Origin of the sequence: Janthinobacterium sp. BJB426 (genome assembly GCF_002735705.1) — a bacterium.
In the GTDB taxonomy this organism is placed as follows: domain Bacteria; phylum Pseudomonadota; class Gammaproteobacteria; order Burkholderiales; family Burkholderiaceae_D; genus Janthinobacterium.
In genome coordinates this window covers 1-20,206 of sequence record NZ_PDZL01000024.1, presented here as the reverse complement: position 1 = coordinate 20,206, position 20,206 = coordinate 1, and the positions used below count along the sequence as shown (strand labels likewise).

Annotated in this window: 19 protein-coding genes; 15 read left to right on the top strand and 4 right to left on the bottom strand. The window is 63.7% G+C overall.

Going from position 1 to position 20,206, the window contains the following annotated elements; translation table 11 throughout:
- Positions 1-24 precede the first annotated feature (24 nt).
- Positions 25-1,881: an amidohydrolase gene (locus CSQ93_RS25285; RefSeq protein WP_099380418.1), complete on the top strand. Its 1,857-nt coding sequence runs from the start codon at positions 25-27 to the stop codon at positions 1,879-1,881.
- A 14-nt stretch (positions 1,882-1,895) separates the two neighbouring features.
- Here the strand turns inward: CSQ93_RS25285 and CSQ93_RS25280 are convergent, their stop codons facing one another.
- The 3 genes from CSQ93_RS25280 to CSQ93_RS25270 are packed head-to-tail and all read right to left on the bottom strand — an operon-like array spanning position 1,896 to position 4,356.
- Positions 1,896-3,254, bottom strand: a complete 1,359-nt coding sequence (locus CSQ93_RS25280; protein ID WP_099380417.1) for a vWA domain-containing protein — start codon at positions 3,252-3,254, stop codon at positions 1,896-1,898.
- Positions 3,254-3,862, bottom strand: coding sequence for a TadE/TadG family type IV pilus assembly protein (locus tag CSQ93_RS25275; RefSeq protein ID WP_099380416.1), 609 nt, complete (start codon positions 3,860-3,862; stop codon positions 3,254-3,256). Before CSQ93_RS25275 ends, CSQ93_RS25280 begins: the two co-directional genes overlap by 1 nt.
- Positions 3,859-4,356, bottom strand: a complete 498-nt coding sequence (locus tag CSQ93_RS25270; protein WP_233516343.1) for a TadE/TadG family type IV pilus assembly protein — start codon at positions 4,354-4,356, stop codon at positions 3,859-3,861. Before CSQ93_RS25270 ends, CSQ93_RS25275 begins: the two co-directional genes overlap by 4 nt.
- Positions 4,357-4,629: 273 nt before the next feature.
- Here CSQ93_RS25270 and CSQ93_RS25265 point away from each other — a divergent pair, with 273 nt between their 5' ends.
- From CSQ93_RS25265 to CSQ93_RS25200, 14 genes are all read left to right on the top strand, one after another.
- On the top strand, positions 4,630-6,330 hold the full coding sequence (locus CSQ93_RS25265) for a sensor histidine kinase (RefSeq protein WP_099380415.1): 1,701 nt from the start codon (positions 4,630-4,632) through the stop codon (positions 6,328-6,330).
- 43 nt (positions 6,331-6,373) lie between these two features.
- Entirely contained in the window at positions 6,374-7,063 is a 690-nt protein-coding gene (locus CSQ93_RS25260; RefSeq protein ID WP_233516342.1) for a response regulator transcription factor, read from the top strand.
- Positions 7,064-7,454: 391 nt separating this feature from the next.
- Positions 7,455-7,622, top strand: coding sequence for a Flp family type IVb pilin (locus CSQ93_RS25255; RefSeq protein ID WP_099380413.1), 168 nt, complete (start codon positions 7,455-7,457; stop codon positions 7,620-7,622).
- A gap of 127 nt (positions 7,623-7,749) precedes the next feature.
- Positions 7,750-8,343 (top strand): A24 family peptidase, encoded by a 594-nt coding sequence (locus CSQ93_RS25250; RefSeq protein ID WP_233516341.1) that lies wholly within the window; start codon positions 7,750-7,752, stop codon positions 8,341-8,343.
- Between the two features lie 27 nt (positions 8,344-8,370).
- Complete coding sequence (locus CSQ93_RS25245) at positions 8,371-9,726, top strand: ATPase (RefSeq protein ID WP_099380412.1); 1,356 nt, start codon at positions 8,371-8,373, stop codon at positions 9,724-9,726.
- A 16-nt stretch (positions 9,727-9,742) separates the two neighbouring features.
- Positions 9,743-10,579 carry a Flp pilus assembly protein CpaB gene (cpaB, locus tag CSQ93_RS25240; RefSeq protein ID WP_099380411.1) on the top strand — a complete coding sequence of 279 codons (837 nt, stop codon included), beginning with the start codon at positions 9,743-9,745 and terminating at the stop codon, positions 10,577-10,579.
- A gap of 24 nt (positions 10,580-10,603) precedes the next feature.
- Positions 10,604-12,127, top strand: a complete 1,524-nt coding sequence (locus CSQ93_RS25235; RefSeq protein WP_099380410.1) for a type II and III secretion system protein family protein — start codon at positions 10,604-10,606, stop codon at positions 12,125-12,127.
- 10 nt (positions 12,128-12,137) lie between these two features.
- Positions 12,138-12,419 carry a pilus assembly protein gene (locus tag CSQ93_RS25230; RefSeq protein WP_099380409.1) on the top strand — a complete coding sequence of 94 codons (282 nt, stop codon included), beginning with the start codon at positions 12,138-12,140 and terminating at the stop codon, positions 12,417-12,419.
- 37 nt (positions 12,420-12,456) lie between these two features.
- Positions 12,457-13,617: an AAA family ATPase gene (locus CSQ93_RS25225; RefSeq protein ID WP_099380408.1), complete on the top strand. Its 1,161-nt coding sequence runs from the start codon at positions 12,457-12,459 to the stop codon at positions 13,615-13,617.
- 46 nt (positions 13,618-13,663) lie between these two features.
- On the top strand, positions 13,664-15,010 hold the full coding sequence (locus tag CSQ93_RS25220; RefSeq protein WP_099380452.1) for a CpaF family protein: 1,347 nt from the start codon (positions 13,664-13,666) through the stop codon (positions 15,008-15,010).
- Between the two features lie 6 nt (positions 15,011-15,016).
- Complete coding sequence (locus CSQ93_RS25215) at positions 15,017-15,991, top strand: type II secretion system F family protein (RefSeq protein WP_099380407.1); 975 nt, start codon at positions 15,017-15,019, stop codon at positions 15,989-15,991.
- A gap of 41 nt (positions 15,992-16,032) precedes the next feature.
- The gene (locus CSQ93_RS25210; protein ID WP_099380406.1) at positions 16,033-16,965 is read left to right on the top strand and encodes a type II secretion system F family protein; all 933 of its coding nucleotides are present in this window, start codon (positions 16,033-16,035) and stop codon (positions 16,963-16,965) included.
- A 23-nt stretch (positions 16,966-16,988) separates the two neighbouring features.
- Positions 16,989-17,774, top strand: a complete 786-nt coding sequence (locus tag CSQ93_RS25205) for a LytR C-terminal domain-containing protein (protein WP_158301365.1) — start codon at positions 16,989-16,991, stop codon at positions 17,772-17,774.
- A 62-nt stretch (positions 17,775-17,836) separates the two neighbouring features.
- On the top strand, positions 17,837-20,065 hold the full coding sequence (locus CSQ93_RS25200) for an Ig-like domain-containing protein (RefSeq protein ID WP_099380404.1): 2,229 nt from the start codon (positions 17,837-17,839) through the stop codon (positions 20,063-20,065).
- A 44-nt stretch (positions 20,066-20,109) separates the two neighbouring features.
- Here CSQ93_RS25200 and CSQ93_RS25195 read toward each other — a convergent pair.
- Positions 20,110-20,206, bottom strand: a 97-nt coding sequence (locus tag CSQ93_RS25195; protein WP_158301364.1) for an integrase core domain-containing protein, incomplete at its 5' end; no start/stop codon positions are given.

Genomic DNA, 20,206 nt, shown 5'->3' with positions numbered 1-20,206 from the left:
TTTTCATTTGATTGGGGAGTTTCCATGCACGCACACACGATCATGCTCAACGGCCGTTTCCACACGGTCGACAGGACGCAGCCGCTGGCGTCCGCCGTCGCCATCGCCGATGGCAAATTCCTCGCCGTCGGCGACGTGGAAGACGTGATGCGCCACCGCGGTCCGGCCACGCAGCTGATCGACCTGGCTGGCCGCACGGTGATTCCCGGCTTGAACGATTCGCACCTGCACCTGATCCGCGGCGGCTTGAACTACAACCTGGAATTGCGCTGGGAGGGCGTGCCGTCGCTGGCCGACGCCTTGCGCATGCTGAAAGAACAGGCGCTGCGCACGCCGAACCCGCAATGGGTGCGCGTGGTGGGCGGCTGGACGGAATTCCAGTTCGCGGAAAAGCGCATGCCGACCCTCGATGAAATCAACGCGGCCGCGCCCGACACGCCCGTTTTCATTCTGCACCTGTACGACCGCGCCCTGCTGAACCGCGCCGCCCTGCGCGCCGTCGGCTATGACAAGAACACGCCGAACCCGCCCGGCGGCGAAATCGTGCGCGATGCGGCCGGCAATCCGACCGGCTTGCTGATCGCCCGGCCGAACGCCATGATCCTGTATGCGACCCTGGCGAAAGGCCCGAGCCTGCCGCGCGAGCTGCAAGTGAACTCCACGCGCCAGTTCATGCGCGAATTGAACCGCCTTGGCGTCACCAGCGCCATTGACGCGGGCGGCGGCTTCCAGAATTATCCCGAGGATTACGCCGTCGTCGACGAGCTGGCGCAAAAAGAGCAGCTGACCATCCGCATCGCCTACAACCTGTTCACACAAAACAAGGGCGCGGAACTGCAGGACTTCCAGAAGTGGACCGGCATGGTGAAACCCGGCGACGGCACGGACTTTTACCGCCACAATGGCGCCGGCGAAATGCTGGTGTTTTCCGCCGCCGACTTCGAGGATTTCCTCGAGCCGCGCCCCGAGCTGGCGGCCGGCATGGAAGATGAGCTGGAAAAGGTCGTGCGCCACCTGGTCGAGCAGCGCTGGCCGTTCCGCCTGCACGCCACCTATGACGAATCGATCAGCCGCATGCTCGACGTGTTTGAAAAGGTCAACCGCGACACGCCGTTCGGCGGCTTGCACTGGCTGTTCGACCACGCGGAAACCATCAGCCCGAAGAATATCGACCGGGTCAAGGCGCTCGGTGGCGGCCTGGCCATCCAGCACCGCATGGCCTTCCAGGGCGAGTATTTCGTCGAGCGCTATGGCGCGGATGCCGCCAAGGCCACGCCGCCCGTGCAGCGCATGCTCGACGCGGGCGTGCCCGTCGGCGGCGGCACGGATGCGACCAGGGTCGCCAGCTACAACCCGTGGACGGCGCTGTACTGGCTGGTATCGGGGCGCACCGTGGGCGGCCTGGCCCTGACGGATGCGGCGGGCAGATTGTCGCGCGACACGGCGCTGGAGCTGTGGACGGCGGGCAGCGCCTGGTTCTCGAGCGAGCAAGGCAAGAAGGGGCGCATCCGCGAGGGCATGCTGGCCGACCTGTCCGTGCTGTCGGCCGATTATTTTACGGTGCCGGAAGAAGCGATCAAGTCCATCGAGTCCGTGCTGACCATGGTGGGCGGCAAGGTCGTCTACGGCCAGGGACAATTTTCGGCACTGGCGCCGCCTTTGATTCCCGTGCTGCCCGAGTGGTCGCCCGTGCGCGCGGTGCCCGGCCATTACCGGCCTGCGGCCAGGCCGGCGCAAGCGCAATCCATACTGCCGCACCAGTGCGCGGGCGCCTGCGGCGTGCATGCCCACGCCCATGACCGGGCGCGCAAGTCGGCCGTGCCGATCAGCGATTTTTCCGGCTTCTGGGGCACCTTGGGCTGCAGCTGCTTTGCCTTCTAACCGGTGATCAGGCCTTATTTGGAAATGCGCAAAATGGCCGAGGCGAGCCGCGTAAAACAGGGGCTCAGGTCGCTGTCGGTGGCCGCATAGCAGTACAGGCCCACGGGTTCGGCCGGTTTGCGGCAGCTGGCTTTCGCATCGGTGGTATTGGCCAGGCAGCGCAGCAAGTCTTCGCCCAGCTCGTTGTCCGGCCCTTCCTTGGTTTTCAGCGAGGCGCCCATGCCCAGGGTAAAGACGAAAATACCTTCCTGGCGGGCCTTTGCGGCCATCGCTTCGACCAGGTTGCGCGAGGCGCGGTGCACATTCGTCCATTGCACCTGCGCCGAGGAGATGGAAGCGGTCACGACGCGGGGCGTGTTGGTCACGATGGGAAACTCGCGCAGCGCCACGTCGTCGGCTTGGGCGAACGCGTTATTCGCGTTATACCATGGGGGAATCGCGGTGATTTTGCTGGCAGCGCAGTTCCCGGCCTGCACGTTGTTAGTCTCTTTCATTGCGTACAAGCCGACCAGCGCGGGGCTTTGCAAAGGGGTATAGGTGGCGAGCCCGCCTGCCGTCTTGCAATTGCCGTCCGTGTTGGGGAAAAACGAGGAAAATGCGGCTGGCGAGCCGTCGGAAAAAAATACGATGACGCGCAGGCTGGAGCGGTTGAGTGGCTGGATGTCGTTCAGCTGTTTGCGCGCCTGGAACATGCCTGCGGAAGAATTAGTACCGCCGACAAAGGAGAATTTATCGATCTTTCCATCTTTCATGGTCATGCTGCTGCGGTCGAAACCGCGGTTGACCTGCTTGATCGGGACATCGATTTGCGCTTCCGACGCGAAGTGCAGCAAGCCGACCCGGTCCACGGTGGAGTTGAATTTGTTCAGAAAGGACTTGCCCGCCGCCCGCACGGCGTCGGCATTGGATTCCAGCGACCCCGACGTATCCATCACCAGCACCATGTCCAGGTCCTTGCGGATAGTTTGCGCACTGGCGGCCACGTTCAGGGTCTTGAAACCGAGTATGCCCATCAGCGAGACGGGCAGGGTGGCGGTGGCCGAGACGTCGATGGTGACGGTGCCCTTGTTGAACGTGACGTCTACCGGATTCAGGGTCGGCGTCGACAGCAGGAACTGATCCGGATAATTGATGTCAAAAAACTCCTTGGCCGACTGGCGCGCACTGGCCCGCTGCTCCGTTTCCGAGTTGCCCGTGGTAACGCCACGCGCCGCCGCCAGGCTGGCCGAGTCGACGGCCGCATTGAGCTTGGCCTTGACGAGGTAACCGAGGGCCGAATCGACGGCCAGGCCTACCGAGGCGATCAGGACGACGGCCGACAGCGCCACCATGATCAGCACTTGTCCGCCTTGCCGTTTGTAGGAAATGCGCATCAGAATATCGTCATCGAAGTCAGGTCGGGGCCCAGGATGGGCGTCGTGCTGTTGCCAAATTTCAAGGTGCCGAACAGCATGTCGAAATTGTAGAAAGTTTCCACGGCGTAGATCAGTTCGCCGTCGGCCAGCTGGTTCTGCATCAAGGACACCGTGGGGGCATCGTTGTCCTTGGCGATATTGGTGCACGTGCCATTGCTCCAGCTGCCGCACCGCCACACCTGGCTGGCTGGCAGGTAGCCGCTGGACTTCGCGCCGGCATCCCAGCGGTATTGTTCCAGCACGATATTGCGCAAGCCGCTCTTCGCCGTGTAGCCCATGATCTTGGTGACGTAGATCATGCCACGCTTGTTCATGTCCAGCGGCGGCGTGCTGGCGGCCAGCGCATTCATGATGGTCTGGCTCGAGCCGCTCAGGTCGGACGTCGAGCGCGAAGCCAGGTTGGCGCCTTCACGGCTGATATTGAGCAGGATGATCTTGGCCTGGATGGCGCGCGACAGGTCGACCACCATGAATAGCAGCAGTGCCAGCAGCGGCAGCACGATGGCAAATTCCACGGCGGCTATGCCGCGCGCGGCGCGTCTTGCCGCAGGGCGTGAACGCATCATAGGCCGCCAAAGCTTTCATTGCGCATGGTGGCGGCCACTACGTTGGCCGATTTGCCGTCCTTGTAGAAGGCGGCCATCATCGGCGTGGCGAATGTCCAGTTGTATGCGACGGAGATGACGACGATATCGCCGCTGTTGCCAAACATGCCGGCGCTGGTGCCGCTGCTGCCGTTCACCGTGATGACGGGATTGACCTTGTCGTAGATACCCATGGAACTGGCTTTCATCTTTTGAATGACGGCCTGGTAGCGTTGCTGGTTGCTGCTGGCCGGGTCGAGATCGCTGTTGCCCGTCACCGCATAGCGCGCGCCTTCGCGCACCGCATGCTGCATGGTGAGATTGGCGAAATACGCCATGCTCAATTCGATCACGCCGATCATCAGCAGCAGGAAGACGGGAGCGATGATGGCAAACTCGACAAGGGAGGCGCCAGCTTGCCCGATGCCGGCGGGCGGGGGGCGGGAAAAGCGGGGCGTAGCCTTGCTGAGCATCATTTCAGGTATCCAGGTAAAGGCTCGCGCCTGCGTATTTAGGCTATGTATTCAAATCAATTTGCCTCGGCTCATTTTAGCGCGCTTTGCGCGAGTGAGGGTCGCATTAAAATGCACGGAAATCAAGTTTATTATAATTTACATAGTAAATGACAGGCTTTTCATTCCTAATTTCTAATCCTGGGAGTAATATGCGGGGCGTACGAAAATTAAAAAATAATTAACCATTCTCCGGCATGCCGGGAAAATGGTAATTTTTGTAAAGATGAAATCAGTATGCTGCAACAGAAACAATTGCAATGGGGAAAGAATACCGTGGCGGCCTTGCCGCCGGAGGATCATGCTGACTTGCAAATGATCTTTGGCATGCGTTTATTGTTGGCCGTGATGGCATTGCTGACGCTGATGATCGATTCCGGCCATCAAGGTATGGCTGGGCAATTCGCCCCGGTGATGTTGTCCCTGTATCTGCTGTATGGCGCGGCATTGCTGGTGTTGCTGCATTTTCATCGCGGCAATGGCAAACGGGTGTATTGGCTTGATGCAGGCTGGTGCGGCCTGATCGTGTGGTGCACCGGCGGTGGCGAGAGTTATTTTTTTCCCTATTTTTTCTTTGCGATCCTGGCCTCGTCGTTCCAGCGGGGGCGCGATGAAGGCACCCGGATAACGCTCGCGTCCTGCGCCTTGCTGGTGCTGGCGTCGGTGCTGTCGGAGCAGGAACCGAACTTGCCGCTGCTGCTGTTGCGCACGGCGTTTGTCATGGCGCTGGGCACCATGATCGCTTGCTGGGGCGGCTTGAGCGTGCAGCACAAGCGCCGCCTGGCCTTGCTGCGCGAAGTGAGCCAGCAATCGAATCCCCGTTTCGGCGTCGATCATACGGTGGCGTCGATGCTGGAGAAGGCGCGCGTCTTCTTTGGCGCCAGCAGCTGCATCCTGGTCATGCGCGAGGGCGGCGCGGCGCATTGGCAGTTGCGCACGGCGCTCGATGACAGCCGGGGCAATGGCGGGCGCGTCAGCCAGATGAGCGAGGCAGCCGTGGCGCCGCTGATGGTGTTCGAGGCCAGCCAGAGCGTGCTGTACGCATCATCGCTGCGTTCGCGACTCGGGCTCGGCCCTGCGTGGCAGGGCAAGGCGCGCGCCAGCGCCACCTGGCAGCGGCTCGACCTCGACGCCACGCAGGGCACGGCCCTGACGGAACTCTTCGATGCGCAATCCTTCATCAGCGTTCCCTTGCCTTTGCATAAGGGGCAGGGCCGCCTGTATGTGCTGGCGGCCACGGACCGGCTGTCGAAGGCCGACGCCACGTTCCTGGCGCAGATCGTCGAGCAGGTATTTCCCCAGATAGAGAACATCGCCATTCTCGACAAGCTCGCCTCCGGCGCCGCTTACCGCGAACGGCAGAAGATTGCCCGCGATTTGCATGATTCGACCATCCAGCCCTACATCGGCTTGCGCCATGGCTTGAGCGCCTTGCGGGCCAAGGTGGCCGCCGGCAATCCCTTGCTGGGCGACCTCGACAAGCTGATCGAGATGAGCGGCCAGGTCATTGGCGACTTGCGCCAGATGGCGCAGACGGTGCGCGGCGGCCAGGAGCGGCATGACGAGCCCGAGCTGCTGGCGGCGTTGCGGCGGCAGGCGCAACAGTTGAAGAAATTCTTTGGCATCGACATCGAGATCGTCTCGGAGCGGGCGTTCGTCCTCAGCGACAGGCTGGCGGCGGAAGTATTTCAGATCGTTAACGAAGGCATGAGCAATATCCGCAGGCATACGACGGCCCGCGAGGGGTGCGTGCGCCTGGCCTGCGGCACGCATGCCGTGTCGATCTCGATCGAGAATACCGCCGAGTCCGAAGCGTCCCGGCGCGCCCCGTTCATGCCCGCTTCCATCGCCGAACGGGCGCTGGCGCTGGGCGGCACCGTGCAGGTGGGCCAGGCGGCTGGCGGCGCGACGGCGGTGCGCATTGAAATTCCCGTGTAAGGGCCTGGCCCTGCGCGCCGTGGCACATAAAAGGTATACATCCATGTTAAATCCGCATCCGATTCGCGTCATGCTGGTCGACGACCATAAGACCATGTTGTGGGGTCTGGAAAAAATGCTGGAGGAAGCGTGCCCGTCGATGGAAGTGGTCGCCAGCGTCAGCAATATTGGCGATGCCGTGGCCCTGAGCTGCAGCTTGCAGCCCGATATCGTCGTGCTCGATGTCGATCTCGATGGCGTATGTTCCGTCGATTTCGTGCCGGCGCTGGTGGCCAATGGCGTCACGCGGGCGCTGATGTTCAGCGGCACGCGCGACCAGGAAGTACTGGCCAGCGCCGTGCGTAACGGGGCGCGCGGCGTGATCGGCAAGGAGGTGGCGGCGGCACAGGTTATCGACGCCATCGCGCGCGTGCATCGCGGCGAACTGTGCCTGGACCAGGCCTTGCTGGGCAGTCTGCTGGGCGCGCTGATCAAGCCGGCACCGACGCCGGCGGCGCCCGATCCCGAGGCGGCGCGCATCGCCTTGCTGACCCTCAAGGAGCGCAAGATTGTCGCCATGATGGTGGAAGGCAATGGCGCACTCAACAAAACCATCGCGCAGCGCGCCTTCATTTCCGAGCAAACCCTGCGCAACCATTTGACGTCGATTTACAGCAAACTCGATGTGGCCAACCGCCTCGAGCTGTATGTGTACGCCTTGAAGAATGGCCTTGCGGCGGCGCATGAATATTGAAGCCGGTACAAATGTACTGATGTCACGCAGAAAAAAAGCTCTTTTGTACCGGCAATAAAATTACTTTTGTCTGTTTAATATCAATATTTATTTAATTATAATATCTGCATCAGCAATCGGTAAATACCGCTGAATTAGCCAGGCTGATATTGCGAATAGGGACAAAAGCGGAAAAAATCCGGAATAAAGATGATTTTCCAGGCAGCGCGCATGTATTGCGCGCCGGGCCCGGAAATTCATTTTCCGGGGACGTACAGTTATTGTCGCCGATGGCCTTGGTGTGTCTGATTGCACTTCTGTCTATATGCAAGGATGCGTGATATCGATCTATTGGCTGGCCGCATCCGCAGTTGCACATGACGTTGTAAAACTCACTCTGAATGGATTAATCATGAATTTCATCAAAAACTTTATCGCTGAAGAAGATGGCGTTACCGCAATCGAATACGGCCTGATCGCCGCACTGATCGCTGTTGCAATCGTTGGCGCGGTCAAATTGCTGGGCACTAATCTGTCGACCGTATTTACAGGCGTCTCGACCACGTTGACGGGCAAGTAATCAGCACACGTGCAATGGCGGCGCGCCCCTTTCCGGGCACGCGCCGATGGTGGCCCGGATCAGCCGCATGGCGCCGGGCCATCGTCGTTTGTGGCCCAGCCATCGTCCTTCGCGTGCCAGATAATCCATGTACACCGATCTTTTCCTGACCTGGTCGCCGGCGGTCCTGCTGGCCGGCTTGCTGCTGCTGGCCGTGTACCACGACGTGCGCAGCCGCCGCATTCCGAACCGCCTGGTGTTGACTGGCGCGCTGGCCGGGCTGTTGCTCAATGCCGTGTTGCCGGCTGGTGCAGGCCTGTTGACGGCCACGCCGGGCGCGCTCGGCTTCTGGCCGGCCTTGGGCGGCCTGGCCCTGGGCCTGGTGTTGCTGCTGCCGATGTATGCGCTCAAGGCGCTGGGCGCCGGCGATGTGAAACTGATGGCGATGGTGGGCGCCTTTGTCGGCCCGCTCACCGTCTTCTGTTGCCTGCTGGCCAGCCTGCTTGCCGGCGGCGTGCTGTCACTGGCCGTGGCCGCCTGTCACGGCACCTTGCGCCAGGTCGGCAGCAATAGCTATCACATGGCCTTGAACAGCTTCATGCGGGCCATCGCGGCGCAGCGGCCCGATATCGACGCGCCTGTCGTGCCCAGCGGAAAGTTGCCGTATGCCATAGCCATCGCCAGCGGCACCGCGCTGTATCTGCTGCTGGCCGCCGCCGGCCAGCTGGACATGTTCGCATGATCGCTGGCATCTTCTGTCGCTGTTCCCATGCCTGCTGACCTGCTTGCCGCACCGGCGTCCCAGCGTGCCCCGCGCACCGTCGAAGAGACGGGCTTGCCCTTTTTTTTCCTCGTCGAACTGCTGGTCAAGGTGCTGTTCCAGCGGGGCCAGCTGCACCTGCCCGAGCTGGCCAGCTACGTCAAGCTGGGCCTGGGCGTGATCGACCCCGTCATCGTCTTCATGCGGCAGGAAAAAATGTGCGAGGTCATGCGCCGCGGCGCCAGCGGCACGGATGCCGACATCCATTACCAGTTGACGGACAGCGGCCGCCAGCGCGCCCTCGAATGCCTGGCGCGCAATGCCTACGCTGGCCCGTGCCCCGTGCCGCTGGCTGCCTATAACGCGCAGGTGGCGGCACAGAGCGTGGCCAACATGCACGTCACGCGTCCGCAGGTGCAAGCCAGCTTCGATGGCGTGGTGGTCAACCAGGCCGTGCTCGACCAGCTGGGCGCGGCCATGAATTCCGGGCGTGCCATTTTCATTTACGGCGCCGCCGGCAGCGGCAAGACTTACCTGGCCGAACGCCTGCAAGATTTGCTGCAAGGCGCCATTGCCTTGCCTTACGCCATCATGGTCGATGGCGAAGTCGTGCCCTTTTATGATCCGGTGCTGCATCTGCCGGCGGCGCAGCAGCAGGAAGCGCCGGCCGGCATCGAGCGGGCCGTGCAGCTGGACGCGCGCTGGGTGCGCGGCGTGCGCCGCCCGGCCGTGCTGACAGGCGGCGAACTGACCCTGGAAATGCTGGACCTGCGCTTCGACAGCGTGACGCGCCTGTACCGCGCGCCGCCGCACCTGAAAGCCAACAATGGCATTTTCATCATCGACGACCTGGGGCGCCAGCGCTGCTCGCCGCTGGAACTGATGAACCGCTGGATCGTGCCGATGGACCGCGCCATCGATTACCTGTCGCTGCACAACGGCCATACCTTCCAGGTGCCGTTCGACGTGGTGGTGGTGTTTTCCTCGAATTTCCTGCCCGAGCGCCTGTCGGACGCGGCCTTCCTGCGCCGTCTCGGCTACAAGATCGAAGTGCCGGCGCTCAGCGCCGCCCATTACGAAACCGTGTTCCGCCAGACGTGCGCCACCTACGGCGTGGCATTCGACGCGGCCGCCTTTGCCTTTTTGCTGCAGCGCCATGCGCGCAGCGCGACGCCCTTGCTGGCCTGCTACCCGCGCGACCTGCTGCGCCAGGTGCGCGACCTGGCCCGCTACGAAGGCACGGCGGTGCAGTTGAGTGAAACGGTGCTGGACTGGGCCTGGAACAATTATTTTGCCGGCGCGAATCAGCGCCAGGGCGCGGACGACCTGGCCGTGCAGGAACGCCGCGAACCGAAATCAAGTTGAAGTCAGAGGAAAAACGATGCGAAATACCCGTGCTTTACTGATGTTGCTGCTGGCCCTGGTGCTGGCCGGTGCCGCCGTGCTGACGGCGGCGATCTGGATGGGCGGCCAGAGCACGCCCGCCAGCCAGAAGATCGTCGTGGCCCTGGTCGATATCGGCGTGGGCACGAAGATCAGTCCGTTGATGCTGCGCAGCATGGACTGGCCCGCAGGGGCGCAGCCGCCCGGCGCCTTTACCGACGGCAAGGCGCTGGACGGACGCATCACGCGCTCGGCCGTCAGCCTCGGCGAACCGGTACTGGAAAGCAAGCTTGCGCCGCCGGGCACGAGCGGCGGCCTGTCCTCCATCGTGGCCGACGGCAAGCGCGCCATGACCGTGCGCGTCAACGATGTGGTCGGGGTGGCGGGCTTTGCCTTGCCGGGCAACTTTGTCGACATCCTCGTCAATACCCAGGACGACCGCGCCAAGGCCAGCGGCGGCGCCGAGCTGGCCATTTCCAAGATCGTGCTCGAGCGCATCCTGGTGCTGGCCGTGGCGCAGGAATCGAACCGCGACGACAACAAGCCCAAGGTGGTCAATGCCGTGACCCTGGAATTGACGCCGGACCAGGTGGAAAAGCTCGACCTGGCGCGCAGCGTGGGCGCCTTGTCGCTGGTGCTGCGCAACCAGGTCGATCCGGCGCCCGTCAACACGGGCGGCGCCACCAAGGAGTCGCTGCTGGGACTCAAGCCGCTGGCGCCCGTCGCGGCACCGCGCGCGGCCGCCCCGGCGCGCCAGGCGCCGCGTGCCGCCGCGCCACCGGCCGAGAGCGTCAAAGTGATCACGGGCATGGATACCCGCGTCCAGCAATTTTAACCATACCAGTAGCAGGGATAGTCGATGACCTCATTTCGTACCCGTATCGCCAGGCCGCACGTGCGCCTGGCCCTGGCCCTGAGCGGCTTGACGGCGAGCTTGCTGTGGCCGGCTGGCGCCAGTGCCGCGCCCGCCGTGCGCAAGGTGGATGCCGCCAGCCAGGCGGCGCCCCTGTCGCTGGGCGCCGATATCGCCCGGCTGGGGCCGCCGATTCGCCTGTCCGTTGGCAAGTCGACCTTGCGCAGCCTGACGCGCGCCGTTTCGCAGATCGCCGTCAATGATCCGAAGGTGGCGGGCGCCAGGCTGCTGGGCAGTTCCAGCGAGCTGTATATCTGGGGCCTGGCACCGGGCAGCACCAATCTGATCCTGTGGGACAAGGATCACCGGCCCGTGATTGTCGATATCGAAGTCGGCGTCGATGCCGACGGCTTGCAGGCCCAGCTGTCACACGTGTTTCCGCGCGAAACCGATCTCAAGGCCAGCTCGGCCGGCGGTGCCATCGTGCTGACGGGCATGGTGTCGGACGCCGTCAAGGCCAGCCAGATCATGGCCATGGCCACGGCGTTCGCGCAGCGCGGTGCCGGCGAGGCGGCGGCGCCGGCTGCCGCGACCGGCGTTGCGCCAGTGGCTGGTGCCCCCGGTGCCGCCACGCCGGGCGTGAGCGTGATCAATATGCTGACCATCGCCGCGCCGCAGCAGGTGATGCTGGAAGTCAAGATCGCCGAAGTGTCGAAAACCCTCGTCGACCAGCTGGGCGCCAGCATCGGCGCGCGCGCCAGCAGCGGCAACTGGACCTACAGCTTCCTGTCGAACTTGTTGAGCGGCAATCCCAGCATGATCGACGGTTTTAATAGCAAAAACGGCAATTTCCTCACGCTCGATGCGCAAAAGCGCGACGGCCTCGTGAAAGTGCTGGCCGAACCGAACATCATGGCCATCAGCGGCCAGGAGGCCAGCTTCCTGGCCGGCGGCAAGATCTACATTCCCGTCTCGCAAGACAGCGCCACCAACAAGATCACGCTGGAAGAAAAGGAATTCGGCATTGCCGTCAAGTTCACGCCCACCGTGCTCGATGGCGGACGCATCAATTTGAAGGTGGCGCCGGAAGTGTCGGAGCTCAACAAGGACGGCATCGGCATCACCACGGGCGGCACGGCCGGCAGCGCCATCCTGCCCGCGTTTACCACGCGGCGCGCCACCACCACCGTGCAATTGTTCGATGGACAGAGCTTTGCCATCGGCGGCTTGATCAAGAACAACGTGACGACGAATATCAAGGCGCTGCCGATGCTGGGCGAGATACCCGTGCTGGGCGCCTTGTTCCGCAGCAGCGATTTCCAGACGGACCGCACCGAACTCGTGTTCATCATCACGCCGCACCTGGTCAAGCCGCTGGCCGGCGATTACGTGTTGCCGACGGATGCCTACGTGGCGCCCAGCCGCGCGCAATTCTTCCTGCAAGGGAAGATGGAAGGCGATGCCACGCCGCCGCCCGCCGCCGACAAACAACCGGGCGCCGCCGCGGCAACCGGCTTCGACCTTCAATAGGAGAGTGAGCATGCAGCGTCCGCCATTCCTTTCCGTGCTGTGCGTGCTGCTGGCGTCGTTCGCCGCCAGCGGCTGCACCACCACGCCGCACCTGGACCGCCAGTTTGGCCGCAGCGTCGATTTGCTGCGGGCACAGCAGGTGATCAACCCGCAGGCGGGACTGAACCGCGACCCCGTCGCCGGCCTCGACGGCAAGTCCGCGGTGGCAGGCTACACCGCGTACGAGAAAACCTTCAGCGCGCCCGTGCCGCAATCGAGCACCCTGACCATCGGCGTGGGTGGTCGCCAATGAAGATGTCACCGTTATCACAGAACAGGCAAGGCATATTGTGAAAATCGCCATCATATCCCGCGATGAAAAAGCATTGGCCGAGCTGGGCCGCCTGGTCGGCAACCGCAATCCGGCCGACGACGTCGATACCCGCAGCGGACCGCTGGAGCAGCTGTACTCGGCGCAAGAGCTGCCCGATGTGCTGATGTTCGACCGGCCCGGCAACGATGGCGCCGACCTGGCCGCCATCGAGCGCCTGAGCAATCAGTTTCCGCGCCTGGCCGTCATCCTGCTGTGCCCGCAGCATTCGCCTGATTTCCTGCTGCAAGCCATGCGTGCAGGCGTGCGCGAAGTGCTGCCGTCGCCGGCGGCGGCCGCCAGCGTCTACCCGGCGCTCGAGCGCATCGAGGAAAAACTCGAGCGGCGCGACAATGGCAATGGCAAGGTGCTGGCCTTCATTTCCTGCAAGGGCGGCAGCGGCGCCACCTTCATCGCCACCAACCTCGGCTATGCCCTGGCGGAAAGCGGACACAAGCGTGTTGCCCTGCTGGACCTGAACCTGCACTTCGGCGATGCCTCGCTGTTTGTCTCCGAGAACAAGCCGCTGGCCACCCTGGCCGACGTGACGCGCGACATCCACCGCCTCGATCCGTCCTTCCTCGCCTCGAGCATGCTTAATGTGTTGCCCAATTTCAGCGTCCTGGCGGCGCCGGAAGACCCGGCCCATGCCAGCGAAGTGCAGCCCGAGCATATCGACGCCATCATCAAGCTGGCGCGGCGCCAGTACGACTTCGTGGTGCTCGACGTGGGGCGCAACCTCGATGCGGTCAGCGTGCGCGCGCTCGACCACGCGGACCTGATCTTCCCCATCCTGCAAACGACCTTGCCGTATATCCGCGACGGCAAGCGCCTGCTGGGCATGTTCCGCTCGCTGGAATACGACAAGGACAAGGTGCGCCTGATCGTCAACCGGCACGACAAGGGCGGCGAAATCCGCCTTCAGGACCTGGAGGCGGCGTATGGCACCACGATCGACCGCACGGTGCCGAATCACTATGCATCGGCCGCCGCTTCGGTCAACCAGGGCATGCCGATCTTGCAGCTGGACAAGAACAGCCCCATCACGCGCTCGCTGCAGGAGTTTGCCGCCAGCCTGACGGGCGTCAGCGCCGAACCCGTGCGGCAAGGCTGGCTGAGCCGGGTGCTGCAGCGCGCCTAACTTCATTCGAACAGGAACCCTCATGGCCACTTCTCCCGTCTCCAGCCTGTCGATCCGCGAGCGCCTCGGCAATGGCAAGATCGCCACCCTGACGCCGCAGCGCGCACCGTCGATCGACAACCGCAGCTACCGCGAGCTGAAACAGCGCATCCATGCGCTGCTGCTCGAGCGCGTCGACCTGGAAAGCATGCAGCGGCTGACGCAGGAGCAGATCCGCGACGAGTTGCGCAGCCTGGTCGAGCGCCTGCTCGACGAGGAAGCCGTCGTGATCAACGATCTCGAGCGCAAGAACCTGACGCGCGACATCCGCAACGAGATGCTGGGCTTTGGCCCGCTGGAAACCTTGCTGTCGGACCCGACCGTGTCGGATATCCTCGTCAATGGCCACCAGCAAGTGTATGTCGAGCGGCGCGGCAAGCTGGAATTGACCGATGTCGTGTTCAATGACGATGCCCATTTGATGAAGATCATCGACAAGATCGTCTCGCGCGTGGGCCGCCGCATCGATGAATCGAGCCCCATGGTCGATGCGCGCCTGCCCGACGGTTCGCGCGTCAACGCCATCATCCCGCCGCTGGCCATCGACGGGCCCGTGATGTCGATCCGGCGTTTTTCCGTCGATCCGCTGCGCCTGGCCGACCTGGTCGCCTACACCAGCATGACGGCCGAGATGGCCGAAGTGCTGCAGGGCCTGGGCAAGGCGAAGATGAATATCCTCATTTCCGGCGGCACGGGCAGCGGCAAGACCACCATGCTGAACGTCATTTCCGGCTTTATCGGCCATACGGAACGCATCGTCACGGTGGAAGACGCGGCCGAGCTGCAATTGCAGCAGCCGCACGTGGTACGGCTGGAAACGCGGCCCGCGAATATCGAAGGCAAGGGCGAAGTGAGCCAGCGCGCGCTGGTGCGCAATGCCTTGCGCATGCGTCCCGACCGCATCATCCTGGGCGAGGTGCGCGGCGCCGAGGCGCTCGACATGCTGGGCGCCATGAACACGGGCCATGAAGGCTCGATGGCTACCATCCACGCCAACACCCCGCGCGACGCCATCACGCGGCTGGAAAACATGATCAGCATGGCGGCCGCCAACTTGCCCAGCAAGGCCATCCGCCAGCAGATCAGCTCGGCCATATCGGTGGTGGTGCAAGTGTCGCGCCTGATCGACGGCAAGCGCAAGGTCACGTCGATCCAGGAAATCACGGGCATGGAGGGCGATGTCATCACGATGCAGGAAATCTTCAGCTTCAAGCAGACGGGGGTGGGGGAGAGCGGGGCCGTCGTCGGGTATTTCTCGGCCAGCGGCATCCGTCCGCATTTCCTGGAACGCCTGAAGAGTTTTGGCATCGGCATTTCCAGCGCCGTCTTCGAGCCGACCGGCAGCGGGCGCTGACGCGGCATGGGCTATCTCTCGTATCTGGTGTATTTGCTGATCTTCCTGGCGGTCATGCTGCTGGTGGGCGCCGTGTATTTCAACTGGCAGTCGCGCGGCGCCGGCGCCGGGCGCGTGGCGCGCCGCTTGCGCGCGATGAATACGGCCAGCGACGACGCGCAGAAAACCGTGTCGATCACCAAGGACCGGCTGCTCAGCTCGCATGCGGGCATCCAGGGCGTGCTGGAATGGCTGCCCGGCGTGGCCGCGCTGGACCGTTTGCTGTTGCAGTCGGGCAAAGACTGGAATGTGGGCAAGCTGCTCGGCTACAGCTTGCTGGCCTGGCTGCTGGGTTTGCTGTTGGGCAGTCTCAGCCCCTTGCCCTGGTATCTGCGCCTGCTGCTCAGCCTTGCCTGCGCGGCGCTGCCATTCCTGCTGGTGCTGCGCACCAAGGCCAGGCGGCAGGCGCGCATCGAACTGCAATTGCCCGATGCGCTCGACATGATGAGCCGCGCCATGCGTGCCGGCCATGCTTTCCCCACGGCCCTGAAAATGGTCGGCGACGAGATGACGGGCCCCCTGGCCGATGAATTCCGCGCCGTGTTTGACGAAGTCAATTTTGGCGTGTCGATGGCTGACGCCCTGTCGGGCCTGGCGGCGCGCGTGCCGAGCACGGACTTGCGCTATTTCGTCATCGCCGTGCTGATCCAGCGCGAGACGGGCGGCAATCTGACGGAATTGCTTGGCAGCATCAGCGCCATCATCCGCGACCGCCTTAAATTGATGGGCCAGGTGCGCGTGCTGTCGGCCGAAGGGCGCATGTCGGCCTGGGTGCTCGGATCGCTGCCCTTTGCCGCCGCCCTGATGATGCAGGTGACGAACCCCGAGTTCCTCTCCGTGCTGTACCTCGATAGCGGCGGCCGCAAGATGGTGTCGATGGCCTTCGGCATGCTGCTGATTGGCATCGTTGTCATCCGCAAGATTGTCCGGATTCGCGTGTGAGGCCATGAAATGAAGCAATTGACCAGACAGAGGGTGGCACGATGAGCGGCATGCAGATGGGTCTGTTGGTGGTGCTGTTCCTGATCGTGTTCGGCATCGTCCTGGTGCTGGCGCGCTTGTTTGCGGGCAACGCGGTGCAACTGCGCCTCGATACCCTCGAGGTGCAGAAGATCGATACGGGCAGGGCGCGCCGCATGAACCAGCGCTGGCTGGCACACCTGGTCAGCCTGACCCGTCCGCTGGCCAAGCTGTCCTTGCCCGAAGAGGGCTGGGAAGTGTCGCCCATCCGCATCCGCTTCATCAATGCGGGCTGGCGCAAGAGCGCCGCACCGGCGCTGTTTTATGCGGCCAAGACGGGGCTGGCATTGCTGTTCCCCCTGCTGGCCTATCTGCTGCTGCGGCACGGCGACTACAACCTGTTCCTGTGGCTGGTGCTGGCGGCGGCCCTCGGTTATTACCTGCCCGATTTCTGGCTCAAGCATTGCCTGAAGGAGCGCCAGCGTGAAATCTTCGAAACCTTTCCCGACGCACTGGACTTGATGACCGTCTGCGTGGAGGCGGGCCTGGCGATGGATGCGGCGCTGGCGCGCGTGGCACAGGAAATCGGCATGAAAAGCCTGATCCTGGCCGAGGAATTGCAACTCGTGACACTGGAATTGCGTGCCGGCAGCGCCAAGGACAAGGCCTTGCGCAACCTGGCCCTGCGCACGGGCGTGGAAGATGTCGATGCGCTGGTCACCTTGCTGATACAGGCGGAGCGTTTCGGCACCAGTATCGCCGCTTCCCTGCGCGTGCAGTCGGACGAGCTGCGCACCAAGCGGCGCCAGCGCGCCGAGGAAACGGCGGCCAAGATTGCGCTCAAGCTGCTGTTTCCCCTGATTTTTTTCATTTTTCCCTCCTTGCTGGTCGTGCTCATGGGGCCGGCCCTGCTGCAGATCCGCCGCGCCCTGCTGCCGGCGATGGGCGGGCTATGACGCTGCGCTGGTACTGGATACCTGTGTGGTGGCTCTTGGCATGCCTGCTGCAGGGCTGTGCGGCCACGCCCGCCGCGCCGCACTGGCAGGTACAGGGCGTGCAGCGCATCGGCCATTCCGCCGGCCAGAGTGCCGCCACGTATTTGGAACTGGGCAAGTTTTACCAGGCGCGGGGTCAGCTGGAACTGGCCGCCGGCGCGTATGCCGCTTCGCTCGCCCTCGACCCGCGGCAGCTGGGCGCGCGCAATGCGCAAGCCGTGCTCGACGCGCGCCAGGGCCGGCTGGAACAGGCTGCCACGGCGCTGCAGGCGCTGGTGCGCGACTACCCGGACGCTGCCCAGCCCAGGAACAACCTCGGTTATGTGTACTACCTGCAAGGGGAGCTGGCGCAAGCGTCCGCCATGCTCGGGCAGGCCGCGGCGCGCGCCGGCGGCACGGCGCTGGCGCGCAACAACTTGCAGCTGGTGCAAGCGGCACAGGCTGCATTGGCACCAGCCGCCCTAGTCGTGGCCGCCGCGCCGGAGGTGCCGGCCGAGATCGAAATCATCAACGGCAATGGCATCCGCGGCATGGCGGCGCACATGCGCCAGCGCGTGCGGGAGCATGGCATGGCGGTCAGCCGGTTGGCGAATCTTCCCGGTTTCCGCCAGGCGCGCAGCCAGATCCTGTATGCGCCCGGCAACGCTCGCCAGGCCGATGCCTTGCGGCAAATTCTGGCGCAGCGAGGGGAGGCCGTGCCACTGGTGGCCGTCGCCAGCCTGGGGCGCGGCGCCGGCATCCGCCTGATCCTGGGGCGCGACCAGGCTTGAACACAATAGCAGCAACACATGATCAGCATCAAAATAACAGGGAGAAGTGCATGTCAGGATTGATGAGTAACAGTTTGCCGGCGCGCTGGGCGCTGTGTCTGGCTGCCGGCACGGCAGTGACGTTGCTGGCCGGCTGTGGTGGTGGCGGTTCCGGCGGCAGCGATTGCAGCACCCTGGACCCGGGCCGCAATCCGAACCTGCCCGGTTGCGTGGTGCCGCCCGTCACGCCGGTGCTGCCCGTGACGCCTGTCGTGCCCGTGCCTGCGACCCTGGCGCTGAGCCTGAAAGACGGCGCCGGCAAGGCGACTACCTCGGTCGGTCCCGGCAACAGCGCCACTGTGCAAGCCGTCGTGAAGGATGGCAGTGGTGCCGTGTTGCCGGGCGTCCTGCTGACCTTGAACAGCAGCGACAAGAGCGCCATCTTCACCCCGGGGGCGGCCAGCGCCCTGACGGACGCGAATGGCGTGGCCACGATCGTGATCGCGGCGGGCAGCCAGAGCGGCGCTTTTGCGCTGACGGGCAGCGCCACGGTAAATGGCAGCGTGTTGACGTCGAGTATCAATTACACGGTGGTCTTCCCGACCCTGACTCTCGGTGGCGTGGGTGTCGTTCCGGCAAGCCTGTCGGCGGGCGGCACGGCCGGCCTGAGCGTGACGGTGATGAATGGCCCGGCCGTATATGCGCCGGTGCAGTCGGTCGTCTTCAGCTCGCCTTGCGCGACGGCCGGCAAGGCAGCCATAAGCAGCCCCGTCAATACAGTGAATGGCGTAGCCAGCACTTCCTATATCGACAAGGGCTGCGGCGCGCCCGACGTGATCACGGCCAGCACCGTCTTCAATGCCACCACCCTGAGCCAGACGGGCACCCTGACGGTACAGACGGCCAGCGCAGGCCAGATCGGCTTTGTCTCGGCCCTGCCGCAAAATATTGCCCTGAAGGGCACGGGCGGGGCGGGGCGGCAAGAATCGTCCATCGTCACCTTCAAGGTGCTCGACCGGAACGGCAATCCCGTCAGCGGCTATGTGGTCAATTTCGCGCTCAACACGACGGTGGGCGGCTTGAGCCTGAACCCGGCGCAATCGACCACCGGCGCGGACGGCAGCGTCAGCACCACGGTGGCTTCGGGCACCGTGAATACGCCGATCCGCATCACGGCCAGCCTGCAGGGCACGGGCCTGTCGACGGTGTCGGACCAGCTGGTCGTATCCACCGGTATCCCCGAGCAGGACAGCTTTACCCTGAGCACGTCCATGTTCAATACGGAAGGGGGGGACTTTGCCGGCTGTACCGCACCGACGGGCGCCACCATCACGGCGCGCCTGGGCGACCATTTCCACAATCCCGTACCCGATGGCACGGCCGTCAGCTTCTCGGTCGAGGGCGGCACCATCGATGCGTCCTGCCTGACGGGCCTGGTCAACACGACCTTGACGGACGGTACCGTGATTACGCAGAAAGGCGTGCCGGGTTCGTGCAGCGTGCGTTTCTGCCCCGGCAATCCCCGTCCCGCTGACGGCCGCGTGACCATCCTGGCCTATGCGCTGGGCGAGGAAAGCTTTGCCGATGCGAACGGCAACAACCTGTTCGAGAGCGGCGAGACGTATGTCGACCTGGGCGAACCGTTCCGCAACGACCGCGCCATCGTTGGCAGCAATGCCAATTTGAAGGACGATGCCTACAGCACGGGCAATGCCGTGCGTGCCACTGGCGAAATGAAAATTGATTCGAATGGTAACGGCCTCTGGGACCCGGCCGGCGATGGGCAGTACAACGGCGTGCTGCGCGCGGCCTCCAGCGTCAATACGACGGTCGCCAACACCGTGCACATACGCCAGGCGCTGGTGCAGGTGCTGTCCGGCAGCACGGCGCGTTTCACGCCCCTGGACGCAGCCAGCATCGACCTGGACAAATGCGTCGATGGCACGCTGTTCGAGAACACGGTGCATACTTTCCAGCTGGCCATCCGCGACAACAATGACACCGTGTTTGTCGTCAATGGCAAGGATGTCACCAAGCGGGTGTTCGACTTGCCCGGCAATCCGCTGCCGGCCGGCACGACGATCAGTTTCGCGTCCAGCAATGGCAGCATCGTCAGCGGCAACAGCTTTGTCGTGCCCAGCATCGACAGCGCCAGTTCCGCCAGCTGGATCTATCCCGTGCAGATGATCAGCGACGTGACCCAGAACGGCACCACCTGCCAGACGAACAGCGTGCGCAACGGCCTGTTGACGGTGACGGTGCGCACGCCTAACGGCATCCTGACGACGGCGTCGTACGGCGTCACGGACTGAGCGCGGGCGGTACGGTGTCCAGTCCTAAAATAGGTTGACAGTATTTATTGCTGTAGAAACGCCCGATGCACCGCATCGGGCGTTTTGTATTGCAGGGCCGTATGCGGCCGTTCCTGGTTATAGATCCGCACCGATTGCGCC